Below are 20,042 nucleotides of genomic sequence, written 5' to 3' on the forward strand. Positions count from 1 at the left end.
CACGAAAATCGTGACAGGCTCCGTAGCTATCCGAAGGCCGACTACAGAGAGCTACTTGTCATTTGGTTCGCCATTCGTTAACGGCACACAACCGCCGCACCGTCAGTTCGACCTGCACCGACTGGTCGCCGACCGGAGTGTCGGCCAGGCACCGGTCGCAACTGCTGTGTACACGACCCGACGAGAACTCGCAGTCTGGACACGAGACGCTGCCGTCACGAGTTCTGGCGATGATGTGCACCACACCGCTCTCCGTGAACACCCGCTCCACCAGTACCGCCCTGAGGTGCGGAAACAACACCGCGACGAGGTCATCACACCGCACCACGGTCCCAGACGACGTTCAGTCACGATGCCAGAACCTCGGTGATCGTCCTGACGGAATGTGTTCCAGATCCCAGTTGTCACTGACACAGCCAGATGGGCCTTCTCGGTGTGGTCGGTCAAGGCAGGATCTCGACGTACCCGTCGGTTCCGTGCACGCGGATCCGCTGCCCGTCCCGGATCAGCCGGGTGGCCTGCTCCACGCCCACGACGGCCGGCAAGCCGTACTCCCGGGCGATCACTGCGCCATGGGTCATCAGGCCGCCCACCTCCGTCACCATGCCTACGATTCCGACGAACAGCGGCGACCAGCTGGGGTCCGTGAAGGTCGTGACCAGGATGTCGCCCGCTTCGAGATCGGCCTCCGCCATGTCAAGGATGACGCGGGCCCTTCCCTCGATGGTCCCGGCGGAAACCGGGAGGCCGATCAGGGCGCCGGCCGGCACGTCGTCGCGCTGGTACGCCCCGGTGACGGCCTCACCATCCGATGTGAGCACCCGGGGCGGTGTGAGCGCGTGGTACGACCGGAACGCGTCCTTGCGCTGCTGGATGAGCTGGTCATCCACCTGGTTCGAGCGCACGACGTCGTGGAGTTCCTGGAACGTGAGGTAGAAGATGTCCTCCTTCTCAGGAAGCACGTTGGCCTGCACGAGGCGCTCGGCCTCCTCCAGCAGGGCCTGCTTGTAGACGAAGTAGCGACTGACGATGCCGTACTTCGGGTACTCCCGGTACCCGATGAAGGTTCTGACCCGGTCGATCATCCGCTTGGCCTCGTCGGCTTTCTGGTCCCCGTCCGGTAGGGCCCGCAAGCGTGACAGCACGTCCTGTTCCTTCTTCTGCGCCTTCTGCCGCCCTTGCTCGAAGCGCCGCTCGGCGGCGCCTGGCTCGAAGTTCCTGACGTTGTTGAGGATCACGGGCACGAGCGTGGTGGGGCGCTCGCGCCAACGTGGCCTCGTGATGTCGATCTCGCCGACGCAGCGCATGCCGTACCGGTCGAGGTAGGCCTCTATGGCGTCGCGCGCTTCGGTCCCGCCCGCGAGCTTCGCCAGCTCGTCCAGGAAACCCTCGTCCTCGACGCCCTGCAGGAACGCCACCACCTCCGACTGCGGGCGGATCACGTCCGCGACATCGAGCAGCGCCAGTCCCATCTCCGATGTGACGTTGTCGGGGACGGACAGCGTTAGCGTGTCAGCCGCGTTCTTCTCGCCCAGCCACTCCTGCAGCTTGTCGTTGAGCCACCACGTGGCCTCCATCCCCGCCATGATCGCCTGAAGGTTCAGCGGATCACTGAGGACTCGCTTGTGCTCCTCGAAGGCCTCCAGCAGGAAGTCGAACAGCGCCGGTCCGGTCGTCGTCCGGATGTCGCTCCCCAGGGCGGCGATGGACACCTGGCTGCGCTCGATCAGCTCGGTGACGATGGCCGGATCGGTCTCGATCGGGACGGACGCACCGCTGGCCGGCGGCCCGCCGGGACCCGCGTCCGGGAGCGACGGGACGAAACCGTCGCGGTCGAGGACGGTCTCCAGAGCGTCCCTGATCAGCGGATCGCCTCTCCCCATGACGTCCAGGAGGCCGGCGCGGCTCGCGGGCGAGGCCAGGCGCCGGGTGACGTCGACGAACAGCCTCCCGCCGGCCTCGTGCATCGGCACCATGGCCGTCAGCTGCCACATCGTAAGCCCCAGGGGCTTCATGGGGTCGGTCATCATCTGCCCATGACCAACGGAGACGTAGACGTGATTCTCCTGGTCGCCGGTCTCGGGGATGGGGAACAGCGTCGTGATCGGCCGGCTCTGAACGATCTGGAAGCCATCATCGACCAGGCACCATTCGATGTCCTGCGGGCGGCCGAAATGCGCTTCGATCCGCCGCCCGAGCTGCACGAGCCGCACGACCTGCGCATCCGTCAGCGCCGGCTGCTCCTGCCGCTGCGAGTCGATCGCCACTTCCTGCGTACCGCCAGCCGGCAGGGCGTGAACGGCACGCTGTTTGGCGGCGATCGCCTTGGCGACGACTTCGCCGTGTCGCACCTTGAAGACGTCCGGGTTCACCAGGCCGGAGACCAGGGCCTCGCCGAGGCCGAAGCCGGCGTCCACGGTGGCGACCTTCCGGTTGCCCGTGACGGGGTCGGCCGTGAACAGGATGCCGGCCGCATGCGGGAAGACCATCTGCTGCACGACCACGGCCATGTGGACCGTACGGTGGTCGATGCCGTTCCGCTGGCGGTAGGTCACGGCCCGCTCGGTGAACAACGAGGCCCAGCACCGGCTGACGTGCTGGAGGATCGCCGTCGGCCCCACCACGTTCAGGTACGTGTCCTGCTGGCCGGCGAAGGAGGCCGTCGGCAGGTCCTCTGCCGTCGCGCTGGATCGGACGGCGTAGGCGGCTTGCTCGCCGAACTGGGCGAGCGCGCGGGTGATCGCCGCCGCGAGATCGCCCGGGATGGCAATCCCTTCGATGGTCCGACGAATCTGCGCGCTGAGCGTGCGGATCGCCTCCCGGTCGTCCGGGTTCAAGCGCGACAGCTGATCGAGCCGATCGTCGATCGACGGCGCCTCCGCCATGATCCGCCGGAAGGCGTCCGTCGTCACGCAAAAGCCGGCCGGCACGCGGATGCCTTCAATCCGCGACAGCCCGCCCAGGTGCGCGCCCTTGCCGCCAACGACCGCGACCTGCATCTCGTCAACCTCTTGAAGATCCAACACGTACTGCTCGATCATTGCGATACCTCCGAGGCAGCCGTGCTCCGTCGCACTGCACTGGTCGATCGAATCACCGGCGCCGCCAGCTCTGTCGAACCTCTTGTTGGGCACGTCCTCATCTCTGGTTGCCTTCCCTCCGACGAGTCGGGCGGCCGCTCCGCCCAGTCGGGCGGCGCGCACACCCGCACCTCCGCCCCGGGCGCCCGCAACCGCACTGCCAGTCCCACCACTGGTTCGACGTCACCGCGTCCCCCATACGTCGACAACAACACCCGCACGTCGTGCCCTCATTTCCGCAGGTTGTGGCCTCGGCCGACGATTCTGCGGCACGACCTGGGTCTTGCCGCAAGCCCGTCAGTGCGCTATAAGTTAAGAGTGGCGAGGAGAGAGATCTCCTTGCCACTCTTTTTTGCTGTCCGCTGGAGCTGACAAGCTTCTCGCGAAGCGGCGGCGCGCCGCGTACGGCGGTACGCGTCGTTGGCCCAGGCTGATGCCCCATCGGCCAACAACGGCCCCACGCCACCCCGCCCAGGTCCTCGCCCGCTGCCCGGAACTCACCGCCGCCGACCACCTCGTCCGTGCCTTCGCCGAGGTGCTAACCACCCGCACCGGCCAGCACCTCAAGGACTGGATCGTCACCGCGAGCGCCGAGGACCTCCCGGCCTCCACTCCTTCGCCACCGGCCTGGAGAAGGACTGGGACGCCGTCATCCAGGGCCTGACAACCCACTGGAATTCCGGTCCCGTCGAGGGCCGGGTAAATCACATCAAAATGGTCAAGCGTCAGATGTTCGGCCGTGCCAAACTCCCGTTGCTCCGCAAGCGCGTCCTCTTGACCGCCGCCCGCCCATCGCCACAGTCAGTAACCAGTGAAGAGGTCTAGTGATCGTCCTCACGGAATGTGTTCCAGATCCCGCTTGCCGATTAGCGCGGGCCTGGGGCAGCCACACGTCGGGGTCGCGCCCTGCGAGACGCCGGCGCGGCTCGCGCACGGTGCTGTACGGGCGCAGCTTCATTCGTTCTCCACGGTGGATTGCGCAGCCTGGTCGGCCGGGGCCCGGGGGCCCGGTATGGAGGCCGTGGCGAGGTTGAGGCGGGCGCCCATGTCGAGGTTCACCTCACCGTATGGCCGTACGTGGGACCAGAACAGCGGGGTCAGGCCGCGCCGGTCGGTGGGCGTGAGGAGGTCGGCCCACTCCGGTTCGCCGAGGATGTCCTGGAGCATCAGGGTGTTCACGTAGACCAGGGCCGATTGCAGGATGCGCAGGCACAGCACGAACATCTCCTGCTCGTCGCGCCGGTTCGAGGCGATCTCCCCGCCCTTGCCGTAGGCGATCACGGAGTTCGCGCCGTTGGAGGACTCCATCACGTTCAGACCCTCCTCGACCTCCCGCTGAAGGTCCCGAAGCCGCAGGTAGTGGGCCACGAAGATGGTCTTCTGGGCTCGGCCGACCTTCAGCATCGCCGCGTAGGTGGGGTGGGAGGCGTTGCGGGTGAATCGCCGCAGGATCGCCTCGGTGGACGCGGTACGGGTCCGGATCGCGGTCGCGCACTTGATCATCTGGTCGTACTGCTGGGCGATGAGTTCCCAGCGGATCGGGCGGGTCAGCGCCGGAGTCAGCTGCGGGTAGGCGTCCGGCTCGCCTGCCACGGGGCGGTACAGCTTCGCCTTGTTGATCCGCTTGATCCTCGGCAGCAGGTCGAAGTTCAGCAGCCTCGTGACGCCGAACCCGATTTTCGACTGGCCGTGCGAGTCCGTGTAGTTGGCCTCGACATCCATCGTGGTGCCGCGCCGCATCGCGCCCTCGATCATCGCGGCGACCTCGGAGGCGGTGCAGTTGATCAGCTGGGAGTGGATGGCCAGCGACTTCTTCTCCACATGCCAGTAGATGGGCACCCCACGGCCACCATAGCGCGAGTGCCACTCGGTGAACAGGTTCTGGTCGTAGGCGCGCACATGGGTGGAGTCGGTGATGCCGAGCGGTGGGATGAGCCAGAGGCACATCCCACCGAATCAGGCCGTGGGTTCCCACCCGCCCCGCCCGACCGTCCGCAGCGGCGTCGCGACAAGGTGCCCGCCCCGACTCTCGCGGAGGGCAAAATTCACCGATACGACTGGATTGGCGACGGATCCTGGACCGAAGACCCGGCGCTTCACCGGCAGCCGAACGAGCCTGCGCATCGAATCCCGTCACGTTCGCCCGCACCGTCAGAGACGCCCAGCATGCCCAGCCTTGCCGGAACGCAACAGCCGGGCCAGGGTCGGCCCGCCAGGGTCGCTACCATCCTGACCTGCACATCACTTGATGATCTGTAAGAAATGAAGGTCTCGGTGGGGGCGGCGGTTCCGGGCACGACCAGGTCGGCTTGCCGCGCCCCCGAGCCCTACCGCCATCCTCGTTTATCTTCTGTGGGGAAATTTATGCGCTTAGGTAGTTTGACGAGACCATTAGGGTTGGCGGCCACGATTCTCGTGGCCGCCGCGACCAGTTGCTCGACGCTGGGAGACGGGGGCGAGGCGGCGGCTGCCTGCAACAGCCCCGGTGTCACATCCGAGCAGGTGAAGCTCGGGTTCGTCGTCTCCGACTCGAGCGCCGCGCTGTCCTCGGCCCGCTCCGGGGTCGACGCCAGGATCGGCCTGGCCAACGAGCAAGGCGGCATACACGGCCGCCGCATCGTCTACCAGTGGCGCGACGACGCGAACTCCCCATCGCAGAACGCCCGCGTCACCGAGGAACTCCTCCGGCGTGAGTCCGCCTTCGGACTTGTGACGGCCACCTCCGCGATCGGTGACTCATTGGACAGCCTCACGACGCAGGGGGTCCCCGTCGTAGGTCTCGCCCAGTCGGCCTGGGCCAAGTACCAGAACTTGTTCTCCTACCAGTACGAGCCCTCACCCGAAACCGTCGGCCGCTACATCCAGGCCAGCCGCGGCACGAAGGTCGCCTTCGTAACCACGGGGGCGTCGGCGTTCACGTTGGATATCATCTCGCGGTACAAGGCCGCTTTCGGGTCGATTGGGCTCGCCACGACCGAGACCATTTCCTACGCGAGCAGCAGTGACAGCCCAGCCCGGGTGGCCCAAAAGCTGGCCGACTTCGGCGCCGACTCCTTGATCGGCTTCACGGCTCCCCAGGACTTCGCCGCCATCGTGCACGCCACCCGCGCCGCGAACCTGAACCTCGCCACCAGCGTCTCGCTCACCGGGTACGACCGCGGCCTGTTGCCCACGCTGGGCCCAGCCCTGGCGGGAGTCTCGTTCCCCGTGTACTTCCGCCCCTTCGAGGCCGGCGGTGCCCCCATCGACCGCTACCGCAACGCGATGACGCGCTTCGCGCCGGAGACCATCCAGCCTGAGCAGCAGTTCGCAATGCGCGCCTTCATCTACACCGACCTGTTCCTGCGCGGACTCGAACTGGCTGGCGACTGCCCCACCCGTGAGGGTTTCATCAGCGCACTACGGGGTGTGACCGACTACGACGCGGGGGGCCTGATCGAACCAGTCGACCTGAGTACCAACGCCGGCCAGCCGCTCAGCTGCTACGCATTTGTCCAGATCAACCCGGCCGGCGACGCGTTCCAGGTCGTCCGCGAACGCCTCTGCGCCGACGGCACGGGCAGCTGAGAGGAAGACCGCCACCGCTGCTACGAGACGGGCACCGTGCCTTCGCCCTGCGTGAGACAGGTGCGGGGCGACGGTGACCCGAAGCAGCGTGTTCGAGGTGATCCGCTCGCCGCAGGTCCGACGTGCCCGCTATAGCTGGCACAGGAGGTCTCCCGCACCCGGCCCGGAGTGGACGCTACTCCGGGCCGGACCCGAGAGTGTGGGAGATGTACGCCGGCGGGACACGGCCGGGCGTCCCGACGCCCTACTACGGCCCCCGGGCGCTGCCCAGGGTCATTGCAAAGTCGTGTTTGTGCTGGTCACGAGGGTGATCGCCCGGTCGGGGTGGCGGGCGTGGTGGCGTAGGGCTCGGGCGATGTTGGTGAAGCCGGCGAACCGGAGCAGACTGATCACTAGGTTGCGGAGAGTGGCCATGACCTGGGGGCCGCTGCCGGTACGGGCCCGGTGGAGGTCTTCACCCAGGGTGACGTCACGGACCCAGTGCAGGCGGACCTCGATGGACCAGTGGCCGCGGATCCAAGTGGCGAGTTCGGCCGGTAGGGCGTCCTCGGCGGGCAGGGTGCAGATCGCGTAGACGGTTCACGGTGACCAACAGGTGTGCTCCGCGGCCGTGGAGGTAGTCGGCGTACGCGGTCTGCGCGTGCATCGCATCGACGGTGACCAGGACGTCGGTCAGGTCGGGGATCTGGTCGAGAACCGTGGAGAACAAAGGGATTTCGTTGGTTTTCTCGTCGACGTCGACCTGTGCCAGGACCACGCCGCGGGCGTGGTCGAGAACGCCGAGCAGGTGCACGGGGTGGGTGCCGTGCCGGGTGGCACGCATCGCCTTCCCGTCCACCGCGAGTACCCGCCGTACCCGGTGGCGCCGTGTCGGCCGGTGCGCGGCGGTGTCGACGGCGTCCAGCCGGGCCTGGATCCAGGCCCCGATCGCGGCTTCCAACGCCGTACGGTCCACACGTACCAGCACCCGCCCGGCCGGCCCCAGGCCGGCCCGGGCGTCCGCGGGCAGGTCCGCGGCCCATTCCCCGATCGCCGCGAACGACCGGGCGCCGCTGAGCATCGCACACCGCGATTGTCAGGATCAGGGCGAAGGGGTATCGCACCCCGCGCCGTCGGCGTGGGTCCGGATCAGCTGGTCTTGCCTTATGACGAGCCGGACGAGCCGTAGGAATGGTGCGGGGAGAGTTTAGAGGAGGTTCCCGGTGCGGTGTCGATGCCCTATCCGGGTCGCTCAGCTATCCAGGACGATATCGAGCCGGGTGGTGACTGCCGGTTCGGGCGTGGTCGTGTCGAGGACGCATTCGCCGAACCGGCGGATGTTCTCCCGGATGTAGGGGGAGATGGTGGCCAGGTCGTCGGGGTCGACCACCTGGCCTTCGGCGACGAGCTGGTTGACCACGCCGGTGATGTCCAGCGCGGTCTGGTAGATCACACAGTTGGCGATCAGCTCGTTTGAACTTGACGATCTTCTCGTGGTGGTCGGGGTCGCTGTGGCCGAGGATGTCGCCACCGAACATCAACCAGGCGGCGAAGCCGTGGAACGCCTCGACCTTATTCATCATCGCCGTGATGCTCTCCCGCAGCTCAGGTTCGGACAGGTAACGCAGCAGGACCAGGGTGCGCACCGCACGGCCGAGTTCGCGAAACGCCCGGTACAGCCGGTTCTTGCGGGAGTCATGGCCGAGCCGGCGCAACAGCGTCACCGACGACAGCGCGGCGGGCACGGCGGGTCCTCGCCGAGCACCGGGTGTGGGTCGCGATGACCAGCTTCGCCGGTCCCACCGGCGGTGGTTTCGCTCGCACGGCGGGCCGCTCGGCGATCTGGGCCCCCGACGGCACCCTGCGCGCCCACGCCGGCCCGCGGCCGGGCCGCCTGGCACGCACCACCCACCAGGAGCAGCCTGACCCGGCCTGACCTGGCGGAAGCGGAACCGGCCAGCGGAAATGGGTTGGCGTGGGCGGGCGGGCCGCGGTCAGGATTGCGCGGTGATCGACGACTTTCCCGACGGTGCCGGCCTTCCCGGCGGTCTGCTGCTGCGCTCTCCCATCCCCGAGGATCAGCGGCGGGTGCTGGCCGTGTTGGACGTCTGGTGGGCGGGTTTCGGGGGTGCCGCCGGGTCGCGGGAACGCAGCCTGCTGCTCCCCCGGTTGTTCTTCCAGCATTTCACCGACAGCAGTTTCGTGGTGGAACGGCCGGACGGTGCGCTGGTGGCGTTCCTGATCGGTTTCCTGTCCCAGTCGCAGCCTGAGGTCGCCTACATTCATTTCGTCGGGGTTGATCCGGCGTTGCGCCGCCGCGGTGTCGGGGCGTTCCTCTACCGGCGGTTCTTCACGCTGGCGGCCGCGCGGGGCCGCACCCGGGTGCGGTGTGTGACCAGCCCGGGTAACGCGGCGTCGGTGGCGTTCCACACCGGTCTCGGGTTCCAGGTGGACCCCGGCGACGCCGCGACGGCCGACGGGGTCCCCGTCCAACAGGACTACGACGGGCCGGGACTGCCTCGTGTCACGTTCACCCGGATCCTCACCGGCCCGCAGGAGGAGCGGTGAGGATCCGGGTGGAAGCAGTGAGCGCTGCGGGCGGGGTGCCCGCCTCGGCCGGGGGTGTGTGGTCAGTGGGGGCGGTCGGTGAGTAGGCGGGTCAGCAGGGCGGTGAACTGGTGGCGGTCGGCGGGGGGCAGGCCGGCGAGCAGATCGTCGCCGATCGCGGCGGTGACGGCGTCGAGGTGGTGCAGGTGGGTGGTGCCCTCGTCGGTGAGGGTGATGACGGTGCGGCGCCGGTCGGTGGCATCGGGGGTGCGTTCGACCAGGCCGCGGGTGCGCAGGTCGGTGAGGAGTCCGGCGGTGTCGGCGCGGTCGAGGGCGGCGCGGCGGGCGAGGGTGGCCTGGCTGGCCGGGCCGAACTCGTCGAGGGCGGCGAGCAGCGCGTAGTGGGCGGGGTGGGCTCCGAGCGCGGTGAAGGCGTGGGAGCTGCGCCGCTGCGCGTGTTTGGCGAGCTGCGCGATCAGCCAGTGGGTGGCATGTCGCAACCGGGCGGGCGCGGCGTCGGGTGACGTCGAGGCCATACCGGAAAGCCTAGCCACGGCGTTGGGGGACGGCGGCTGGTTGTGAGGGTGGGTGGTGGCGCACCGGTTCGGGTGGGCCGGCGGGTGCACGGGCGCGGTGGGCGGGAGGGGATGGCCGGGCGCGGCCTCGGCCGGTGGCTCGCCGGGCCGCGGCGCCGAAGAGTGGGGCTGTCGGGGGTGGTCGCCGGCTCTGCGGTGGGGTCGCGGCGGGAAGGGCCGGTGGTGCTGCTCATCGTGGTCGCGGTGCTGCTGCTGGTGGTTGTCGCGGGGTGGGTGCGGGCCGATCGGGCGGCGGCGCACACCCGCCCGGGCGGGGACGGGTTCCTTCACCACCCCCTATGATCATCTGCAGGTGGGGGACCGGTGGGTGTGGTGCGGGTGGGAGGCGAGCGGGTGGCAGGCGGGCAGCATGACGGCGGTGAGACCGTCCGGCGACAGGTCGGTGCCGGGCCGGCGCCGGGCGGCGATCCGACCCCGCCAGCGACCACGACCGCGGCGGCGGGCGCCGGGCGGGCCGCGGACGTGGCGGACGTCATCGACGCGACCGACGTCGTGGACGTCGTGGACGCGGTGGAGATCGTCGCGGCCGGGCCGGTGGCCGTGCCGGGCGCGGTGGGGCTCGACGGGCCGCTCGCCGGCCGGGTCGGGGACTACGCGCGGGCGTCCCGGTCGGCGGCGACCTGGCGTGCCTACGACGCCGACCTGCGTCATTTCCGGTCCTGGTGCGAGGGACGTCCCGTGCCGCTGGTCGCCGTGCCCGCCTCCGCGGTGACCGTCGCCGGGTACATCACCGAGCTGGCGGACGCCGGGTATGCGCCGTCGACGATCCGCCGTCGCCTCGCCGCGATCTCGGTGGCGCATCAGCTCGCCCATGCCGAGAATCCGACGGGGTCGGCGGAGGTGTCGGCGGTGTGGAACGGGATCCGCCGGTCGCGGGGGGTGCGCCCGGCGCGCAAGGCCGCGTTGGACACGACGTTGCTGTCGCGGGTCGTCTCCGGCCTCGACGACTCGCAGTTGGCGGATGTGCGGGACAGGGCGCTGCTGCTGGTCGGGTTCGCCGGCTGCCTGCGTCGCAGTGAGCTGGTCGGGTTGGACACCGCCGACCTGGTGGAGACCGACGACGGGCTGGTCGTGACGGTGCGCCGTTCCAAGACCGACCAGGAGTCCGCCGGTGCGCAGGTCGGGTTGGCGTACGGGTCGTACCGGCCGACGTGCCCGGTGCGGGCGTGGCGGGGATGGGTGGCGGCCGCGGCGGCGGCGGGGACGCCGCTGGCTGGCGGGGCGGCGTTTCGGGGGGTGAACCGGCACGGGCAGGTCGGCGCGGGCCGGCTCTACCCGGGGTCGGTGGCGCGGATCGTGCAGCGTCGGGTGGCCGCGGCCGGGTTGGATCCGGCGGATTTCGCGGGGCATTCGCTGCGGTCGGGGTTCGCGACGGCGGCGGCGCGGGCCGGGGTGACGGACCGGTCGATCATGCGGCAGGGCCGGTGGCGGTCGGCGGCGTCGTTGGAGTCGTATGTGCGGGCCGGGCGGCTGTTCGACGCGGACAACCCGTCGGGTCGGGTCGGTCTGTGATCCGCCTGTGAGCTGACCGGCGCCGGCCGGCCGGCGGGCGTTGCGGTGGGTGGTCGGGGTGGGTCGCGGGTGGTGGGCGGCGGCCGGCGGAACGGGGCGTGGGTCTCAGGGCGCCCCCTGCCGGTTGTCCGATGTGCCATGCTGGGCGCCGGACGGTCGGGGAGGAAGCCGGTGTGAATCCGGCGCGGTCCCGCCACTGTTACCGGGGAGTCCCCCTCAGCGGAAGGTCACGGCGGCCCTGCGGGCCGTTGGAAGGCCGAGGGTGGATGGTGATCCGGCAGCCAGGATACTTCCGCCGTCCGTGCTGGCTTCGAGGGCGAGGACACCCCGGGGAGGACATCGGCATGCCCACGACTGTGTGCGGCCGCGCGGCGACGGCCGGGTGGCGTTCGACGGCCCGTGCGGGGGTGGCGGGCCGGTGGTGACGTTCCCGTTCTCCGCGCTGGTCGGCCAGGATGATCTGCGGTTGGCGTTGCTGCTCAACGCGGTGTCCCCGACGGTGGGCGGGGTACTGGTCCGCGGGGAGAAGGGCACGGCGAAGTCGACGGCGGTCCGCGCGCTGGCGGGGTTGCTGCCGCCGGTGGCGGTGGTGCCGGGCTGCCGGTTCTCCTGCGATCCGGCGGCGCCGGTGGTGCACTGCCCGGATGGCCCGCACCCGACCAGCCTCGCCGACGGTCACGGTGCCGGCGGGGTGGGGGTGTCGCGGCCGGCGCGGCTGGTGGAGCTGCCGGTCGGCGCGTCGGAGGACCGGGTGACCGGCGCGTTGGACCTGGACCGGGCACTGGCCGAAGGGGTGACCGCGCTGCGCCCGGGGCTGCTCGCGGCCGCGCACCGCGGGGTGCTCTACGTCGACGAGGTGAACCTGCTCGCCGACCATCTGGTGGATCTGCTGTTGGACGCGGCCGCGCTCGGGGTGGCGCAGGTGGAACGCGACGGGGTGTCGGTCAGCCATCCGGCGCGGTTCTGGCTGGTGGGGACGATGAACCCGGAGGAGGGTGAGCTGCGCCCGCAGCTACTGGACCGGTTCGGGTTGACGGTGCAGGTGACGGCCAGCCGTGACCCGCGGGTACGCGCGCAGGTGGTACGCCGCCGGTTGACGTTCGAAGCCGACCCGGTCGGGTTCGCCGCCGTCTGGGCCGGCGCGGAGGCGGAGCTGGCGGGGCGGATCGCGGCCGCGCAGGCCCGGTTGGGCCGGGTGGAGCTCTCCGACGCCGCGTTGGACGCGGTCGCCGCGGTGTGCGCGGCGTGTGACGTCGACGGGATGCGCGCCGACGTGGTGCTGGCGAAGACGGCGATGGCGCGCGCGGCGTGGGAGGGTCGGGCGGAGGTCAGCCCGGATGACATTCGGGTCTCGGCCCGGTTCGTGCTGCCGCATCGGCGCCGCCGTGGCCCGTTCGACGCCCCGGGTGGGGACGGCGGCGCGCTCGACGACACGGTCGAGGAGGTGCTGCGCGACCGGGTACACCCCGGCGACGGCCCCCCGGACGGGGACGGGCCGGATGATTCTCCTGGTGGCGGGTCGCCGGGTGGTGGCCAGCGGTGGCGTGACGACACCGGCGGCGCCGGCGGGTGGGACGGGTCGGGGGTGGATGTCCCGGCGGGTGGTACCGGTGACCTCACCGGCGCCTCTGCGAGGGCCGGTGGCGAGTCCGCTGATCTGAGCGGGCCGGCGGCGGGTGGGCCTGAGGGTGTCGGGCCGGCGGGTTCTCCCCCGCCCGGTGCCGCCCTGTCGTCCGCGGCGCCGGCGGGCGGCGGTGGGCCGGCAGCGGAGGCGGGTGGCCCGGCGGGCATGGCCCGAGCAGCCCAGACAGCGCAGACGCATGTGGACGGCGGCGCGGCGCGCGGCGGTGGGCCGGCGCCGGCGGCTGGGGTTCCCGGTATGCCGTTCCGGCCGCGGCTGCTGTCCGTCGCCGGGCTGGGCGCGGGGGCGGCCGGGCGTCGTTCGGCGGCACGCACCTCCCGCGGGGCGGTCGCCCGGACCGGCGCGGACGCACCCGGGTTGCACCTGCCGGCGACGCTGCTGGCCGCCGCCCCCCACCAGCACGACCGGGGCCGCACCGGCCCGGCGCTGGTGCTCGACCCCGCCGACCGGCGCGGCGCGCACCGCCGCGGCCGGGAGGGGAACCTGGTGCTGTTCGTCGTCGACGCCAGCGGGTCGATGGCCGCCCGCACCCGGCTGCGCCGGGTCAGCACCGCGGTGCTGTCTCTGCTTGTCGACGCCTACCAGCGCCGCGACCGCATCGGCATGATCACGTTCCGGGGGGTGGGTGCGCAGGTGGTGCTTGCGCCGACGTCCAGTGTGGAGGTGGGGGCGGCGCGCCTCGTCGGGTTGCGGACCGGGGGGCGGACCCCGATCGCGGCCGGGTTGGAATGCGCCGGGGTGGTGCTGCGCGCCGAGGCGCGCCGCGACCCCGACCGCCGTCCGCTGCTGGTGCTGGTCACCGACGGGCGGGCCACCGCCGGGGGTGATCCGGGTGCGGCGGCGCGGGGGTTGCTGCGCGCGGCCGGTGGGGTCGCCGGGCAGGGCGGCGGCGCACGCGGTGGGGCCGGGGCGGCCGGCCGGGTGCGCCGGGGTGGGTTGGCGAGTGTGGTCGTGGACTGTGAGACCGGCCCGGTGCGCCTCGGGCTGGCCGGGCGGCTCGCCGCCGTGCTCGGCGCTGACCTGGTCGACCTCGACGCCCTCCCGCAGGCCGGCGGCGTCCCCGGGCGGGTCGCCTGATGGCGCCGCAGGGGCAGCCCGCGCAGGTCCCCGACGACGGGCTGACGACGCGGCAGCGCCGGGACCGTCCGCTGCTGATCGTGCACACCGGGCAGGGGAAGGGAAAGTCGACGGCGGCGTTCGGGTTGGCGTTGCGGGGCTGGGCGCAGGGCTGGCCGGTCGGGGTGTTCCAGTTCGTGAAGTCGGCGAAGTGGCGCATCGGGGAGGAGAAGGCGCTGCGGGTGCTCTCGGCCAGCGGTGAGGGTGGGACGGTGACCTGGCACAAGATGGGCCAGGGGTGGAGCTGGGTGCAGGCCCGCCTCGACCCGGCCGCCGACCCGGCGGGCGCGGCCGCCGAGGGGTGGGCGCAGATCGCCCGCGATCTGACCGCCGGCACCTACCGGCTCTACGTCCTCGACGAGCTGACCTATCCGCTGCGCTGGGGGTGGATCGACCTGGACGAGGTCCTCGCGGTGCTCGCCGCCCGACCCGACGGGCAGCATGTGGTGATCACCGGCCGGGAGGCGCCGGCCGCGCTGGTCGACGCCGCGGATCTGGTCACCGACATGACGAAGGTGAAGCATCCGATGGACGCCGGGCAGAAGGGGCAGCGGGGCATCGAATGGTGAGCGCCGGGCTGATCCCCCGGCTGGTGCTCGCCGCCCCGACGTCCGGCGCGGGGAAGACGACGGTGGCGACCGGGCTGATGGCCGCGCTGACCGCCCGCGGCCTGCGGGTGTCGGGTCACAAGGTGGGCCCGGACTACATCGACCCGGGTTATCACGCGCTGGCGACCGGCCGGCCCGGCCGCAACCTGGACGCGGTGCTGTGCGGGCCGGATCTGATCGGCCCGCTGTTCGCCCACGGGGCGGCCGGCGCGCAGCTGGCGGTCGTCGAAGGGGTGATGGGCCTGTTCGACGGGGTCGCCGCCCCTGCTGCCGGGCAGGAGGCTGATCACGGGTCGACCGCGCATGTCGCCCGGCTCCTCGACGCGCCGGTGGTGCTGGTCGTCGACGCCGCCGGGGCCGGGCGGTCGGTGGCCGCGCTGGTCTGCGGGTTCGCCGCGTTCGACCGGCGGGTACGCCTCGCCGGGGTGATCCTCAACCGGGTCGGGTCGGACCGGCACCGGCAGATCCTCACCGGTGCGCTGGCCGGGATCGGGGTGGCGGTGCTGGGCGCGGTGCCCCGCGACGGCGCGGTGCACACCCCGTCGCGGCATCTGGGGCTGGTGCCGGCGGCGGAACGCAGCGCGGCGGCCGCGCAGGCGGTGCGGCGTCTCGGTGCGCTGGTCGGATCGGCGGTCGACCTGGACGCGCTGATCCGCCTCGCCTCCTCGGCGCCACCCCTGCCGGTCGACCCGTGGGATCCCGCCCGGCAGATCGCGCAGGCCGCCACCGCCGCCGGTGCTGCGGGTCGGGTCGGGCAGCACACCATCAACGCGGGCGCGGGGGGTGTGGTACCCGGGGGGCGGCCGGTGCGGATCGCGGTGGCCGGCGGGGCGGCGTTCACCTTCGGCTACACCGAGCACGTCGAGCTCCTCACCGCCGCTGGCGCGCAGGTGCTCACCGTCGACCCGCTGCGCGACGAGACCCTCCCGGACGGCACGGACGCGCTGGTCGTCGGTGGCGGGTTCCCCGAGGAGCATGCCGGCGCGCTGGCGGCGAACAGCCGGCTGCGTGGGCAGGTCGCGGCGCTGGCGGCCCGCGGCGCGCCGCTGGTCGCCGAATGCGCCGGGCTGCTCTACCTGGGCCGTTCGTTGGACGGGACGGCGATGTGCGGGGTTCTCGACACCGACGCGGTGATGGGCCCGCGGCTCACCCTGGGCTACCGGCATGCGGTCGCCGCGGCTGACAGCCCGCTGGTGGCGGCGGGGACGGTCGTCACCGCCCACGAGTTCCACCGCACCCGGCTGAGCGTCGACCGGGCGGAGCTGCCCGGGACACCGGCCTGGCAGGTGGACATCCCACCGCCGCGGTTCGGTGACAGCGACCCCGCCGCCGGTGCCGGCGGGCGGGTGGACGACGGAGACGGCGGAGCGGACGGTACGGCGGTGGGTGGGCGACCTGAGGGGTTCGTCCGCGGCGGGGTGCACGCCTCCTACCTGCACCTGCACTGGGCGGGCCTACCCGCCGTGCCGGCGCGGCTCGTCGCCGCCGCCGCCGGTACCGCCCGCACCCGCCCATCCGGCGGCACCCCACCCGCCGGCGGCGGCGGGCACGGCCATGGACGGGACGCCGGTGGCAATCCCCCGGCGTCCCCTGGAACAACGGAGGTGTCATCGCGGTGAGCGGCACGGTGAACCCCCGACTCGTCGGTGTCGGTGTCGGCCCGGGCGACCCGGACCTGGTGACCTACCGGGCGGTCCGCGTTCTGCGGGAGGCGACCGTCGTGTTCGTCCCGGTCAGCGACGGCCACGGCCCGTACGGTCCCGCGCCGGGCAGCCCCAGCCCCACCGACCGGCCCGGGACGGCCACGGGTGCGGGTGCGGGGCCGCCGGGGCGGGCGGAGGTGACGGTGCGCGCCCACGTCGACCACGACCGGATCGTGACGCTGCCGTTCCGGATGGCCGGCGACGCCGACTACCTCGGTCCCGCCCGTGCCGTCGCCGCCGCCCTACGTGGCGAAACCACCGGCACCGCGGACGGCGCGCCCGACGGCGGGCCGCCCGGCACCTTGGCCGGCCCGGCGACAGCGCCAGACACAGGACCTGGGTCTGGGATCACGGTGGCGTTCGCGACGATCGGAGACCCGAACCTGTACTCGACGTTCACCGCCCTCGCCGCCGCAGTGCGCACCCTGCTCCCCGACGTCGAACTGGACACGGTGCCGGGTATCACCGCGATGCAGGACCTGGCCGCCCGGTCGGGCACCGTGCTCGCCCACGGCGCGGAAACCCTCGCGCTGCTCCCGCTGACCGCCGGCGTCGACGCCTACCGCAGCGCGGTCGCCGGCTTCGACACCGTCGTCGCCTACAAGGGTGGGCGTGCCCTGCCCGCCGTCCGCGGGGTGCTCGCCGACGCCGCCCGGCTCGACGGGCCGGCCGGGCACGCCGTCTACGGGGCCGCGCTCGGCCTGCCCGAGCAGGACATCCGTCCCGCCGCCGACCTGGAACCGGGCGAGACCGGGCCCTACCTGTCCACGGTCCTGGCGACGCGGCGGGCACGGTGGCCACGATGAGCCACCCCGGCCGCGGCACCGGTCAGCCAGTGGACGGCGCCGGGCCGGGACGCGGGCGGGTCAGTTTCGTCGGCGCCGGCCCGGGTGCCGCCGATCTGATCACCGTGCGCGGCGCGGCGGTTCTCGCCGCCGCCGACGTGGTGATCTGGGCGTCCTCGCTGGTGCACCCCGCCATCCTCGACCATGCCCGTGACGGCGCCGAACTGATCGACTCCGCGGCGTTGCCGTTGGAGGGCGTCGAGGCGGTCTACCGCCGTGCCGCCGAGCAGGGTCTGCACGTCGCCCGGGTCCACTCGGGGGATCCGGCGCTGTGGGGGGCGGTGCAGGAGCAGCTGGAGATCTGCGACCGGCTCGGCCTGGACAGCGACATCGTGCCCGGGGTGAGCAGCTTCACCGCGCTCGCCGCGGCGTTGCGCCGGGAGCTGACCGTCCCCGAGGTCGCCCAGTCGGTGATCCTGACCCGGCTCGGGGGTGGGAAGACCCCGATGCCACCCGGGGAGGAGGTCCGCGACCTCGCCCGGCACGGCACGACGATGGCGCTGTTCCTGTCCGCGGCCCGTTCCGGGCAGCTGCGCGACGAGCTGCTCGCCGGCGGCTACCCGCCGGACACGCCCTGTGTCGTCGCCTACCAGGTGAGCTGGCCGGACGAGCTGATCGTGCGCTGCACCCTCGACACGCTCGCCGACACGGTCAAGGCGCACCGGCTGTGGAAGCACACCCTGGTGCTCGTCGGCCCGGCGCTGGTGGCCGGGGGGCGACGCTCCCACCTGTACCACCCGGGGCATTTTCACACCTACCGGCGGGCGCAGTCCGGTGCGCGCACGGTGCTGCGCGACGCCGACCGGGCGCTGGCCGCCGCCGGCGCCACCCAGCTCCCCGCCAGCCCACACCCCGCCGCCCCGGCCCCGGCCGTGCTGGAACGGGAGCCGGAGCGGGGGGCGTCGGCCGAGCCGGTGGCACCGCAGGGCGCGGCGGTGGACGGCGCGGGCCTGGTGGCGCTGGTGGCGGTGACCGCCGCCGGGCGGGCCGCGGCGGGTGAGCTCACCCGCCGCTGGCCCACCGCCCGGCTCTACCCGGGCCGGCCCCGCGACGCGATCACCGCCGCGCTCGCGGACGGCGTCACGGGCATCGTCTGTTTCCTGGCGACCGGGGCGACGGTCCGCCTCCTCGACGGGCTGCTGCGCGGCAAGGACCACGACCCGGGTGTGGTGTGTGTGGACGAGGCGCGCCGGTTCGCGGTCGCGTTGTGCGGTGGGCACGCCGGTGGCGCGAACCGGCTCGCCGAGCAGGTCGCCGACGCCCTCGGCGCCACACCGGTGATCACCACGGCCAGTGACGCCACCGGGGTGAGCGCCCTGGACGGGTTCGGCGCCGAGCTCGGGTTCACTGTCGAACCGGGTTCGGAGCTGGCCGCCGTCGGCACGGCCGTCCTGTCGGGTCATCCCGTCGCCCTGCACGCCGACGCGGTGTGGCCACTGCCGCCGCTACCCCCGTCCGTCACCACCACCATCACCGGCGCTGTTGATGGTGGGGCGGTGGGCGTGGAGGGGACGGCGGTGGCGTCGATTCATGTCACCGACCGGCTGCTGGGCGCGCCGCCGGACGGAGCCGGCCCGCGGGTGGTCTACCGGCCCCCGAGCCTGGTCGTCGGGGTCGGGGCGAGCCGCGGCGCGCCCGCCGACGAGATCGACGCGCTCGTCGACACCGCGCTGGCCGGCGCCGGGCTGTCCCCGCTGGCGGTGACCCATCTGGCGTCGGTGACCGCGAAAGCCGACGAGGTGGGGCTGCTGGAGGTGGCCCGCCGCCGCGGCTGGCCGCTGGTGGTGCACCCCCCGCAGGCCCTGGCCGTGGTCACCGTGCCGCACCCGTCGGAGGTGGTGCGCGCCGCGGTCGGCACGCCGAGTGTCGCCGAAGCCGCCAGTCTCCTGCCCGCCCCACCCGCCGGCCCGCCAACCGCCGCGACGGCCGGCATCCCGGACGGCGCGACGGCCGGCGCGCCAACCGGCGTACCGGCGGTGACGGCGCAGCTGGTGGTCGCCAAGCAGGTCAGCGCGCACGCGACCGTCGCTGTGGCCCGGCACCGGCCCCGCGGCCGGCTCGCCGTCGTCGGGCTCGGTCCCGGGGACCGTCGGCTACTCACCCCCGCCGCCCGCGCCGAGCTGGCCCGCGCCCGGATCGTGGTCGGGTTGGACCAGTACGTGCGGTCCGTCGCCGATCTGCTGCCCGCCGGGGTCACCGTGCTCGACAGCGGGCTCGGTGACGAGCAGGCCCGCGCCGAGACCGCCGTCGCACACGCCCGCGCCGGGCATGCCGTCGCGCTCATCGGCAGCGGCGACGCCGGGGTGTACGCGATGGGCAGCCCCGCGCTCGACCTGGCCGACGGGTCGTTCGACGTGGTCGCCGTGCCGGGGGTGACCGCGGCGCTCGCCGCCGCCGCACTGCTCGGCGCCCCGCTCGGGCACGACCATGCGCTGATCAGCCTGTCGGACCTGCACACCCCGTGGGAGCGGATCGTGGGCCGGGTCCGCGCGGTCGCCGAAGCCGACCTGGTCGTCGCGTTCTACAACCCGCGCAGCCGCACCCGACGCCACCAGCTACCCGACGCCCTCGACGTGCTCGCCGCGCACCGTAGCGCCGGCACCCCGGTGGGGATCGTCACCGACGCGTTCCGGCCCGGGCAGCGGATCACCGTCACGACCCTCGGTGCCCTCACCGACCGCACAGCCACCCAGGACGGTGCGGGTGGGGCCGGTGAGCGGGAGCGGCTGCTGGACCTCGTCGGGATGACGACCACGGTCGTCGTCGGCTCGAGCCAGACCCGGCTGCGCGCCGGCCTGGTCGTCACCCCACGGGACTACACGTGGCGCTGACCCGCAGCCGCCGGGC

At 72.6% G+C, this 20,042-nt stretch carries 16 protein-coding genes, 1 pseudogene and 1 riboswitch; of the genes and pseudogenes, 10 read left to right on the forward strand and 7 right to left on the reverse strand.

All coding sequences use genetic code 11. From position 1 onward, the window contains the following. Positions 1–443: 443 nt before the first annotated feature. Both rph and E0504_RS43015 read right to left on the reverse strand, forming a co-directional pair. A complete protein-coding gene (gene rph / locus E0504_RS43005; RefSeq protein ID WP_112109416.1) occupies positions 444–3,041 on the reverse strand; it encodes a rifamycin-inactivating phosphotransferase in 2,598 nt (865 codons plus the stop codon). A 993-nt stretch (positions 3,042–4,034) separates the two neighbouring features. Next, positions 4,035–5,027, reverse strand: coding sequence for a Tn3 family transposase (locus tag E0504_RS43015; RefSeq protein WP_207974675.1), 993 nt, complete (start codon positions 5,025–5,027; stop codon positions 4,035–4,037). Positions 5,028–5,444: 417 nt separating this feature from the next. Between E0504_RS43015 and E0504_RS43020 the strand changes: the two genes are divergently transcribed. Then, on the forward strand, positions 5,445–6,647 hold the full coding sequence (locus E0504_RS43020; protein WP_131627280.1) for an ABC transporter substrate-binding protein: 1,203 nt from the start codon (positions 5,445–5,447) through the stop codon (positions 6,645–6,647). A gap of 273 nt (positions 6,648–6,920) precedes the next feature. Here the strand turns inward: E0504_RS43020 and E0504_RS52865 are convergent, their stop codons facing one another. The 4 genes and pseudogenes from E0504_RS52865 to E0504_RS54625 form a co-directional block, all read right to left on the reverse strand. Continuing rightward, the gene (locus tag E0504_RS52865) at positions 6,921–7,061 is read right to left on the reverse strand and encodes a hypothetical protein (RefSeq protein WP_243657877.1); all 141 of its coding nucleotides are present in this window, start codon (positions 7,059–7,061) and stop codon (positions 6,921–6,923) included. Positions 7,062–7,116: 55 nt separating this feature from the next. Beyond that, positions 7,117–7,707 (reverse strand): transposase, encoded by a 591-nt coding sequence (locus tag E0504_RS43025; RefSeq protein ID WP_200835501.1) that lies wholly within the window; start codon positions 7,705–7,707, stop codon positions 7,117–7,119. A 171-nt stretch (positions 7,708–7,878) separates the two neighbouring features. Further along, positions 7,879–8,079, reverse strand: a complete 201-nt coding sequence (locus E0504_RS51610; protein ID WP_243657878.1) for a transposase — start codon at positions 8,077–8,079, stop codon at positions 7,879–7,881. Positions 8,080–8,173: 94 nt separating this feature from the next. Then, a pseudogene (locus E0504_RS54625) lies at positions 8,174–8,371 on the reverse strand (Tn3 family transposase); the annotation flags it as partial. Positions 8,372–8,406: 35 nt separating this feature from the next. On the opposite strand from E0504_RS54625, the gene E0504_RS51620 reads away from it, so the two are divergent. Together E0504_RS51620 and E0504_RS43040 are read left to right on the forward strand one after the other, a co-directional pair. Next, positions 8,407–8,562 carry a hypothetical protein gene (locus E0504_RS51620; protein WP_200835499.1) on the forward strand — a complete coding sequence of 52 codons (156 nt, stop codon included), beginning with the start codon at positions 8,407–8,409 and terminating at the stop codon, positions 8,560–8,562. 71 nt (positions 8,563–8,633) lie between these two features. After that, positions 8,634–9,194, forward strand: coding sequence for a GNAT family N-acetyltransferase (locus E0504_RS43040; protein WP_112109043.1), 561 nt, complete (start codon positions 8,634–8,636; stop codon positions 9,192–9,194). Between the two features lie 62 nt (positions 9,195–9,256). On the opposite strand, the gene E0504_RS43045 is transcribed toward E0504_RS43040, so the two are convergent. Beyond that, positions 9,257–9,709: a MarR family winged helix-turn-helix transcriptional regulator gene (locus tag E0504_RS43045; protein ID WP_112109042.1), complete on the reverse strand. Its 453-nt coding sequence runs from the start codon at positions 9,707–9,709 to the stop codon at positions 9,257–9,259. A gap of 48 nt (positions 9,710–9,757) precedes the next feature. Between E0504_RS43045 and E0504_RS43050 the strand changes: the two genes are divergently transcribed. From E0504_RS43050 to cobM, 7 genes are all read left to right on the forward strand, one after another. Continuing rightward, positions 9,758–10,051: a hypothetical protein gene (locus E0504_RS43050; RefSeq protein WP_207974677.1), complete on the forward strand. Its 294-nt coding sequence runs from the start codon at positions 9,758–9,760 to the stop codon at positions 10,049–10,051. A gap of 228 nt (positions 10,052–10,279) precedes the next feature. Further along, on the forward strand, positions 10,280–11,281 hold the full coding sequence (locus tag E0504_RS43055) for a site-specific integrase (RefSeq protein ID WP_373693998.1): 1,002 nt from the start codon (positions 10,280–10,282) through the stop codon (positions 11,279–11,281). 162 nt (positions 11,282–11,443) lie between these two features. Then, positions 11,444–11,572, forward strand: a riboswitch (cobalamin riboswitch). A gap of 127 nt (positions 11,573–11,699) precedes the next feature. Beyond that, positions 11,700–14,000 carry a VWA domain-containing protein gene (locus E0504_RS43060; protein WP_131627318.1) on the forward strand — a complete coding sequence of 767 codons (2,301 nt, stop codon included), beginning with the start codon at positions 11,700–11,702 and terminating at the stop codon, positions 13,998–14,000. Next, on the forward strand, positions 14,000–14,608 hold the full coding sequence (gene cobO / locus E0504_RS43065) for a cob(I)yrinic acid a,c-diamide adenosyltransferase (RefSeq protein ID WP_112105571.1): 609 nt from the start codon (positions 14,000–14,002) through the stop codon (positions 14,606–14,608). The genes E0504_RS43060 and cobO overlap by 1 nt, the downstream gene beginning before the upstream one ends. Beyond that, a complete protein-coding gene (locus E0504_RS43070; protein WP_131627284.1) occupies positions 14,602–16,266 on the forward strand; it encodes a cobyrinate a,c-diamide synthase in 1,665 nt (554 codons plus the stop codon). Before cobO ends, E0504_RS43070 begins: the two co-directional genes overlap by 7 nt. After that, positions 16,263–17,156 carry an SAM-dependent methyltransferase gene (locus tag E0504_RS43075; protein WP_112105840.1) on the forward strand — a complete coding sequence of 298 codons (894 nt, stop codon included), beginning with the start codon at positions 16,263–16,265 and terminating at the stop codon, positions 17,154–17,156. Before E0504_RS43070 ends, E0504_RS43075 begins: the two co-directional genes overlap by 4 nt. Beyond that, entirely contained in the window at positions 17,153–20,026 is a 2,874-nt protein-coding gene (gene cobM, locus E0504_RS43080; RefSeq protein WP_131627286.1) for a precorrin-4 C(11)-methyltransferase, read from the forward strand. The genes E0504_RS43075 and cobM overlap by 4 nt, the downstream gene beginning before the upstream one ends. Positions 20,027–20,042 lie beyond the last annotated feature (16 nt).

This window comes from Parafrankia sp. BMG5.11 (assembly GCF_004337455.1).